Here is a 7,372-nt window from a genome sequence, read left to right as displayed (position 1 = left end):
CGCGCTTTGGCAAAGCCGCTTGCATTACCTACAGCGGCGACCAAAGCCGTGGCATTGAGTACGCCTATACCGGGGATAGTCGTCAGTCTACGCGTGGCCGCATCATTGCGTGCCAACTGGATAAGCTCAGTATTCAATGCTCCGATCTTTGTGTCGAGCTCTTGCCACTCGGCGCGTAATTCACAAACCAGTTGTTGTACTCGCGACGATAATAACTTCACATCTTCGGCTAGCATGCTGTCCACGCCGAGTTCCAGTTTCCGCCGCCCGGCAGGAAAGATCACCCCGCGTTCCAGCAGAATTGCGCGAAGCTGATTGATGAGGTTTGTTCGCTCTGCCACAAGGCGAGAACGCACCCGATGCAGTGTCTGGATGTCCAGTTGCTCCTGGCTCTTCAGATCGACGAAACGCATCGTCGGTCGAGATGCAGCTTCGGCAATACCCTCAGCATCCCGATCATCATTTTTCTGGGCTTTGATATTCCGGCGACATCAGCCGGACCTCGTGACCTCGTCCCGTAAACAAGCGGCCCAGATGATGAGCTCCGCAGCACGCGTCCATAGCAACTATGCAGGCGGGGAGTTTCGTTACGTAATCAATCAGTGTCTGGCGACGCATCGTTCGACGTGTAACTATTGCGCCGGTAGCGTCGACACCAACGACGCTGCAAGAGTTCTTGCCCAGATCAATTCCAAGGATCATTATGCTCATAGGCCCGTTCCTTTCTTTTTTCGCACCACAGCATCATAACAGACGCTGGGGATAGGGGCGGGCCATTCCATAAACGGATATCGCGGCCGATCTTGTTGCCGAAGGACGGTTCGCGATGAAGGCCGTCGCAGAAACGTTGGGCGTCTCCCGTTCCAACCTCATCGAGCGGCTGAAAGGCAAATCAAAGCCGCGTGGACCATACAACAAGGTCGAGGATGCAGAGCTTCTGCCCACCATTCGCATGACCTGCAAGCGCTGGCTTCGCTGGCTTTCAAAGTTCAGGCCAAAGCTCGGCTTTAGTTTTCTTTCCAAGGGTGTCAGAAAAGCGACGTCCTCAGAGACTTCCAGTAAAATAAACCAAAAAGGACAGCCTATTCATTATCCAAAAGCTGGCCCTACGGGCGGCTTGAAGCCGTTTGCTAGTCGCAAACTGGCTTTTGAATAAAGCCTGTCGGGAAAGCTGGGCTCAGTCAAATACCAACAGGATGGAATTGGACGTTTTTGGAACCATCTATCGTATATTCGTATCCGCTGAATATTCTGCCGCCATAATGAGTTCGCATATCGCCAGGACGATGAGCGTCCTCATCAAATTCTCGTGTCCCACAAACAGTTGGGATTTAATTTTGTATCAATAGGCATATTTTCAATATCGTAATCTATGCGTTGCGAATGCGAGCGAAGTCAATTTACTTTTTATAATTCAATTAGATTCATGTTGGTGAAAGTACTGGAGAAAATAATGATATCGAAAAATTATGATGATTCCATCGCTGTAGATCTCGTTGGATCAAGCTTGGATATTTCCAATAATATCGGGCGCACGAGTATATTTTCTTTTCTTTGTTCACTTTCGACATATTGCTGACAAACCGCACTGGACGTTAGCAAACATTGCTGGCGTCCTTTAACAATTATATATTTTTAATTTTTGTATATATGTATAAAAATATGAGACTCATCAATGATGATGCGCTTGGAGAATTTTATAATTTTCTTTTAAGCGATACTTATTGCGAATTTTACAGTTTCGCAAACAAAATTCTACCTCAACAAACAATACAGTCTTTTCTGCAACAAGCTTTCCATTCTAAATTGCTTCAAATGTGGGAGCGTGTTCTTATTGTTGAACTCAATCTCGCTGAACGCGACGGGCTTCTGGTAGGGGAGACACCAGAAGCACGATTTGATTTTTTCGTATCCAAAATCCAGGAGCTAGATAATTTTTCTGAGCTGGTGGAAAAATATCCTGTACTGTGGGCCAACTGGCAACGTGAGTTGAAGATCTATTCCGGTGCCTTGAAGCTAACTGTTGACCGCATCATAAATGATTTACAAGATGCCGCATTTTTGCTTTATCAAACAAATGTGATCGAAAAGATTACTGATATTGCGTGTCTGGGTGATATGCATAATGGCATGCAACGGGCAGCCCGGGTTAACTTCAGCGCTGATGGTAAAGAACACACTATTTTCTTGAAGCCGCGAAACCTAGCTATTGATGAAGGATTCTCTCGTTTCATTGCTTGGTGGAATTCAATTGGACCTATTGACCAAAAAGTACCGCGCGTCATTAATCGCAATGGTTACGGCTGGGCGGAGGCTATCAATTATGATGTTTGCCAATCCGCCCAAGAGACCGCAAAATACTACTATCGTTACGGATCTTTGATTGCATTGACCTATATGTTCGCCGCAACTGATCTCCATATGGAGAATCTCGTGGCTGCTGGCGCGTACCCGGTCATTGTGGATATTGAAACACTTTTCTCCTGTACCCTCGAAACAGAAAAGCACCTCAGCTCTAATTATCACCTATATTCCTCACTGTTACTACCTGTGCATATCGTACACAAAGACGTCGAAATCAGCCCCTTGAGTGGGCGGGGAGGCCTTCAAACGGACGTCAATGTGTTGGTTAATCCGCAAAAGCGCGATAGTTCATTGAAGTTTCAATCACAAAAGTTAAAAATGGCGCCGAGTAACAATCATGTCTTGATGAATGGCAAGCAAATTGATTTTCTATCATATAAAGACGAGATTGCGCTGGGCCTAAAAGAAACGTTGACGTTCCTGCTGCTACATAAGAAGCAGGTAATTGTGCAACTTGATTCGTTCATGAGAAACGCACAAGTTCGCATCGTTATGTACGCGACGGAGGAATATGCAAAAATATTGCACAATATTTACCATCCAAATTGCCTTAGGAATAATAAGACTGCTCGAAATATCCTGGCACTTACCGGGGCCGACAGAGACTCATCAATACAGCAAGCCGAAATCGACGACTTGCAGCGTGGCGATATTCCATACTTTCAGATAGAATATGGCTCCTCGGTATTAATGACGGCTGGAAATAATCCGGTCGGGGTTGATATTCATCATAGTCCAAGACAGAAGATGATCTATCAATTCAACCGTTTAAATGCAGAATTGATTGAAGAAACTATAGCTGATCTGGAGCATGCCTTCTTGATTTATAACGTGCGAAGGGGAAAGGCGCACTCTCTGGGTGGTAACCGTTATACCGAACTTTCTCATGTTCTAGACGTCGATTGGATGGATGAGCTGGCCAAAAATGTCCTTACAAAGATAATGGGACAGGCCGTTTTGGTTGAGAACAGCTACAGCTGGCGAACCATGGCTCTAAATCCTGACAACACAGTGGCACCTGACCTCACCCCTACTGATTTATATCAGGGCTTAACCGGCGTAGCACTTGCATTCCATATTGTGGGGAAAAAGTTGAAAGAAACAGCGTTTCAGAGTTTTGCTGAAAAGCTGTCGGATCAGATTATTCGAACACTCGACCTACAAACAACTGCGCAACTAGGCGCACTGGCTGGCACGGCTGGCACTTTATGGGCACTCTCCGTTATGAACCGCGAGCATTTGCCTCATTTATTGCCAACACTCGAAAGTTCTATCAGCCGTTTGGCACTTCGGCTCGTCAGCGAACAATTCGATAAGTTTCAAAGCTTGGATTATATGAACGGTGCCGCGGGCACGCTAAGTATGCTCCTTCGATGTCACGCCTTGTTTCGTGACTATCCGATTGCTGACAAACTGCAAAAGCTAATAGACTTCACATTTTGTCTGATAAAAGAGAATTCAGAAAAACTAGCAAGCGAAAGAGACACTTATCTTGGCTTTGCGCACGGAACAGCTGGCGTTTCTGCGTGCTTGGCTGAATACATGACCTATATGGGACGAGCAGATGCCCAAGCGCAAACGATCATAGTTAACAATACGATGAGGGAAAACCACTATAAAACAGAAAACAGCTGGCCGCGAAAGAAGCAAGACAGTTCTTGTGATACATCTTGGTGCCATGGATCTGTAGGAATTGGAATTTCCAGGCTACATTGTCGCCCATATTTGCCGTCAGCGTTGGTTGAAGCTGATCTGGCAAGCGTTGAGACACGGTTAGGTGAACCAAAGAAATCGCTATGTGCCTGTCACGGTTTGTTGGGTGATTACTATTTTGCACGTATGGCTGGGCTGTCGGAAAAACTTATTCTTCAGAAAATTCGAGCAGAAACAGAGCAATTTGGTATCCGAACTGATCTCAACCTAAATGGCCTAGAGATGATTGGAGCCGTCAATGGTGTGACCAGTCTGTTTGTAGGCGATGCCATTTTTGCGAACAACGTGTAAGCTTACAAACAGATCATCGGCGCTTTCAGCTGATGAAACACTCTTAACGATAAAACGTCTTGGACGTCCAGAGTATACAATAGGCGTTAAGTCCATCGATCTGCCTGCCTTATATCTGTGCCCTTCTCTATTCGGCGTATTAAAGTCAAGTGCTTTTAGCTTTCTGTATCTCCGGTGGTGGAACCTCCCGCGGGACCTCGCTTCTCTCCAGGATCGGCGCGTTGGCCCTCCCATAATAGGGTCAGTAGAAATGAGGCAGTTCAATCTTTAATGCGTTCTGGTCACGATATCGCGACTGACACCAGGGGCACAACGAACTTGCCTCACCCATCGTCCCGCGAAGGACAGTTTCCCACCGGAAGTGGAACTCGGTTGCTTCTATTTCGGCCTTAGGCTGTCAAGCAGCTGCCGCGAGACTATCTTTTGTCCATTGGAATTCTGTTTTATCGTCAGCCTCCGGTGGAGGCCGCAGGTCAGGCAGCTTGAGCGTTGACGGTCGGCGGCGTCCAATTCCACGGAAGCAACTGCTCCAGCCTGATAATCGGCGTGTCGGCGATGCGGGCAAGAACGTCGGCCAGCCACGCCGGCGGATCGATGTCGTTGAGCTTTGCCGTCATGATTAGCGTGGCCATGAAGGCTGCACGATCTGCACCGCGGTCTGATCCGGCGAAGAGCCACGACTTTCTGCCGAGCGCAAAGCCTCTGAGCGCTCGCTCGGCGGCGTTGTTCGTCAGGCAAATCCGGCCATCCTCCAGGAATGACGTGAAGCCATCCCATCGCTTGAGCATGTAATCGATCGCCTCGGCGACCGGAGAACTGCGCGACAGTTTTGCACGCTCGGTTTGAAGCCAAGCATGCAGATCGTCGACGAGCGGCAGGCTTTCCTTGCGGCGACGTTCCAGGCGTTGATCGGCCGTAAGCCCGTTGATCTCCCGCTCGATATCGAACAGGCCGTCGATCCGTTTGACGGCTTCGAGCGCCATAGGCGAGATCGGCGCGGCGTTCTTTCCACGCTTGGCGTTCGCATTAATGTCTGCGAGCACGAAGAACTTGCGACGCGCGTGTGCCCAACAGAGTGCCTGGGTCAGCGGATTTGGATCGCGATCACCCTTGAACAGCGGATTGTAGCCACCATAGGCGTCCGCCTGCAGAATACCGGTGAAGGTCTTCAGGTGGCGCTCCGGATGCTCCTGCCGTCGATCCCGCGAGGCATAATAAAGGGCGGCCGGCGGTGAGAGGCCTCCGAACGGCCGATCATCCCGGACATAAGTCCAGATGCGGCCCGTATCGGTCTTTCCCTTGGCCAGGATCGGCACTGTCGTGTCGTCACCATGCAGGCGCTCAGCGGCAAGAACATGCGCTTCGATCAGACAATGAAGTGGCTTCAACGTCGCGGCGCAAGCTCCGACCTGATCTGCAAGCGTCGATAAACTAAGGTCGACGCCCTCACGAGCATAGCGTTCGCTCTGACGATTGAGCGGCTGGTGCTGGGCAAACTTCTCGAACAGGATCATCGCCAGCAGGTTTGGCCCGGCAAAGCCGCGTGGCGTTACATGGAAGGGAGCCGGTGGCTGCGTGATCTTCTCGCACTCGCGACAGGTAAACTTCTCCCGTACCGTCTGGATGACCTTCCACTGGCGCGGGATGACCTCCAGGGTCTCGGTGATGTCCTCGCCAAGCTTCGACAATTTGGCCGATCCGCAGCAGGCGCAATTGGCGGGAGCGGCGATGACGATGCGCTCGCGTGGCAGATGTTCGGGAAAGGGCTTGCGTGACGGACGCCTGCGCTCGAAGGCTTTGACGGTTGAAGCTTTGGCTGCGATCTCCGCGGCCAGTTCATCTTCACCGGCGTCCGCTTCCAATTCCTCGAGTTGCAGTTCCATCTGCTCCAGGAGCCGCGCCTTGCGCTCGGACCGGCTGCCGTAGAGTTCACGGCGGACCTTGTCGATCTCCAGCTTCAGCCGAGCGATCAGCGCTTCGGAATGCGATACGAGTGCCTTTGCACTGGCGGCTTCTGCCTTGGCGGTTGCCGCTTCTGCTTCGGCTGTAACACGTCGAGCGCGTTCCTGGGCCAGCAGTGCAAGGGCACTGGCAAGGTCGTCCGGAAGCTCTTCGGTCGCGTCGCTCATGACAGGATGGAATCATATTTGACCCCATCATTCCAGTGTTTTTGCTCATCCGGCCGACGTCGGCCGCCAGGTCTTTTGCGGCATCCGCCAGTCGATACCTTCCAGCAGATAACCGAGCTGCGCAGGTGTGATCACCACCGTGCCATCGGCCGCTGATGGCCAGATGAAGCGGCCACGCTCCAGCTTCTTCGTGAACAGGCAAGCGCCCTGGCCGTCATGCCAGATCACCTTGATCAGGCCACCGCCGCGGCCGCGGAATACGAACAGGTGTCCACACATCGGGTCACGCTTCAGCGCCTCCTGCACCATCAACGACAGACCGGGGAAGCCCTTGCGCATGTCCGTATAGCCCGTGGCCAGCCAGACCTTCACGCCAACAGGAACCGGGATCATCGCAGACCCAATACGCAATCGAGAATCCGGCCAAGCGCGTCCGTGTCAATATCACTATCCACGCGGACCCGACGGCCCCGGCCGAGCTCGATCGTTACATCGCTGCGCTTCCGACGAAGATGGGATGTGGTGGGCGCTTCCAGCTGAACGGGAGAGACTGTCGAAGCGGCCTCGGATACGATCACCGGCACCAAAGTCGCCGTATCAGACCTTGGCTCCTCGATCCGGCAAAGCTCTTTGCGCCAACGGAACAACTGGCTGACATGGATGCCGGCCGCGCGGGCAATCTCGGAGACTACCGCGTCCGCCTTAAAGCAGGCAGCGACGAGGCGCTCTTTATCTTCGCGTGACCAGCGCCGACGGCGCTCCACGGACGTGATCACCTCAATTGAATGCTTCGTCATATGACTACTCCTAGTGTTACCACTAGGACTGGCAGTCAGAAGGCCGTCATCGCAAGACGGCCTTCACCGTGGGCTTAC

The 7,372-nt window shown here is 51.5% G+C and carries 4 protein-coding genes and 2 pseudogenes; 2 read left to right on the top strand and 4 right to left on the bottom strand.

From position 1 onward, the window contains the following. Positions 1-711, bottom strand: a pseudogene (locus ACTJKP_RS25715) (IS110 family transposase); the annotation flags it as partial. Between the two features lie 73 nt (positions 712-784). Here ACTJKP_RS25715 and ACTJKP_RS25710 point away from each other — a divergent pair. After that, positions 785-952: pseudogene (locus ACTJKP_RS25710) on the top strand (IS3-like element IS426 family transposase); the annotation flags it as partial. 710 nt (positions 953-1,662) lie between these two features. Next, complete coding sequence (lanM, locus tag ACTJKP_RS25705; protein WP_440632695.1) at positions 1,663-4,368, top strand: type 2 lanthipeptide synthetase LanM; 2,706 nt, start codon at positions 1,663-1,665, stop codon at positions 4,366-4,368. A gap of 473 nt (positions 4,369-4,841) precedes the next feature. Here lanM and ACTJKP_RS25700 read toward each other — a convergent pair whose 3' ends face one another. Genes ACTJKP_RS25700 through tnpA form a run of 3 tightly spaced genes read right to left on the bottom strand, consistent with a single transcriptional unit; the run spans position 4,842 to position 7,294 of the window. Then, positions 4,842-6,497, bottom strand: coding sequence for an IS66-like element IS66 family transposase (locus tag ACTJKP_RS25700; RefSeq protein WP_440632460.1), 1,656 nt, complete (start codon positions 6,495-6,497; stop codon positions 4,842-4,844). Between the two features lie 45 nt (positions 6,498-6,542). Next, positions 6,543-6,908, bottom strand: coding sequence for an IS66 family insertion sequence element accessory protein TnpB (gene tnpB / locus ACTJKP_RS25695; protein WP_440632461.1), 366 nt, complete (start codon positions 6,906-6,908; stop codon positions 6,543-6,545). Further along, positions 6,887-7,294, bottom strand: a complete 408-nt coding sequence (gene tnpA, locus ACTJKP_RS25690) for an IS66-like element accessory protein TnpA (RefSeq protein ID WP_440632462.1) — start codon at positions 7,292-7,294, stop codon at positions 6,887-6,889. The genes tnpB and tnpA overlap by 22 nt, the downstream gene beginning before the upstream one ends. Positions 7,295-7,372 lie beyond the last annotated feature (78 nt).

It is taken from the genome of Brucella sp. 22210, from assembly GCF_052045675.1.
Lineage (GTDB): Bacteria > Pseudomonadota > Alphaproteobacteria > Rhizobiales > Rhizobiaceae > Brucella.
The sequence above is the reverse complement of the archived record's forward strand: the minus strand, read 5'-3'. Positions and strand labels throughout refer to the sequence as shown.

What these genes read in the sequence shown, in the direction of transcription:
- ACTJKP_RS25700 (WP_440632460.1), bottom strand. Translation starts at nt 6,497, where the DNA reads ATGAGCGACGCGACCGAAGAGCTTCCGGACGACCTTGCCAGTGCCCTT.
- lanM (WP_440632695.1), top strand. Translation starts at nt 1,663, where the DNA reads ATGAGACTCATCAATGATGATGCGCTTGGAGAATTTTATAATTTTCTT.
- tnpA (WP_440632462.1), bottom strand. Translation starts at nt 7,294, where the DNA reads ATGACGAAGCATTCAATTGAGGTGATCACGTCCGTGGAGCGCCGTCGG.